Here is a 1,198-nt window from a genome sequence, read left to right as displayed (position 1 = left end):
GATCGGCAGCGTGGTGAGCGCGAGCAGTCCGCCCAGCATGATCACGATGGCGATCACCCAGGCGAAGATCGGCCGGTTGATGAAGAATGCTGACATCTCTCAGTTCCCGGCCTTCGGGGCGTTGGCGGCCACTTCGGAGGCAGCTGGCACGGACGAAGAGGTCTGCGCGCGGTCCTTGACCTCGCCGGTCGTCTCGTCGATCGTCACTTCGACGCCCGTTGCGTCGCCGCCGGGGCGGACAAGCTGCAAGCCCTCGACAATGACGCGGTCGCCGTCTCCGACGCCTGAATCCACCAGCCAGTTGTTGCCGACGCTGTTGCGCACTGCGAGCACGCGTGTCTCGACTTTCCCTTGCGCGTTGATGACCATGGCAGTCGCCTCGCCCTTGGTGTTGCGGCTGACGCCGCGCTGCGGCACCAGGAAACTGTTCTGGGCAACGCCCTCCTCGACCAGCGCCCGCACATACATGCCGGGCAGCAGCAAGCGATCGGGATTGGGGAATTCGGCCCTGAGCGCGAAGGTGCCGGTGGTCTGGTCGACATTGGCGCCGGCGAATTCCAGCTTGCCGGTCTGCGTGTAGATGGTGCCGTTCTCGAGCTTCAGCTTGACGCTGACATTGGGGCCGCTGAACTTCAGCCGGCCCTCATTGATGGCCTGGCGCAGATTGAGCAGATTGGTGCTCGATTGTGTGACATCGACATTGATCGGATCTAGCGAACGGATGGTGGTGAGCAAGCTGTCCTGGTTGGCGGTGACGAGCGCGCCCGGCGTCAGCGACGACTTATCAATGCGACCGGCGATCGGCGCGGTGATCTTGGTGTAGTCGAGGTTGATGCGCGCGGTCTCGACACTGGCCTTGGCGGATGCAACATCCGCGTTGGCCTGCGCCAGCGTTGCCGCAGCATCGTCATAATCCTGTTTGGAAACAACGTTCTGCTTCAACAGGCCGGCATAGCGGTCGAACTTGGCCTGCGCGGTCGGCACCGCCGCTTCGGCCTTCTGCTGGGCTGCCTGCGCGCTGTCATAGGCTGCCTGGTAGCTCGCCGGGTTGATGAGGTAGAGCGGCTGCCCGACCACCACCTCACTGCCTTCCTTGAACAGCCGCGCCTGGATGATGCCGTTGACCTGCGGACGCACATCGGCGGTCAGCGAGGCAGACGTCCGTCCCGGCAGTTCGGCTGTTATCGCCACCGATTGC

General features: G+C 63.9%; 2 protein-coding genes. Both read right to left on the bottom strand.

Features of this window, described 5'->3' with window-relative positions:
• Positions 1–96 (bottom strand): efflux RND transporter permease subunit (locus EOC06_RS45270; RefSeq protein WP_164899005.1); only part of this gene is annotated, 96 nt, incomplete at its 3' end.
• Between the two features lie 3 nt (positions 97–99).
• A partial coding sequence (locus tag EOC06_RS37500; RefSeq protein ID WP_128310130.1) for an efflux RND transporter periplasmic adaptor subunit occupies positions 100–1,198 on the bottom strand: 1,099 nt, incomplete at its 5' end.

Origin of the sequence: Mesorhizobium sp. M7A.F.Ca.MR.362.00.0.0 (assembly GCF_004023175.1) — a bacterium.
Taxonomy (GTDB): domain Bacteria; phylum Pseudomonadota; class Alphaproteobacteria; order Rhizobiales; family Rhizobiaceae; genus Mesorhizobium.
This window is presented reverse-complemented; position numbering and strand designations above follow the sequence as displayed.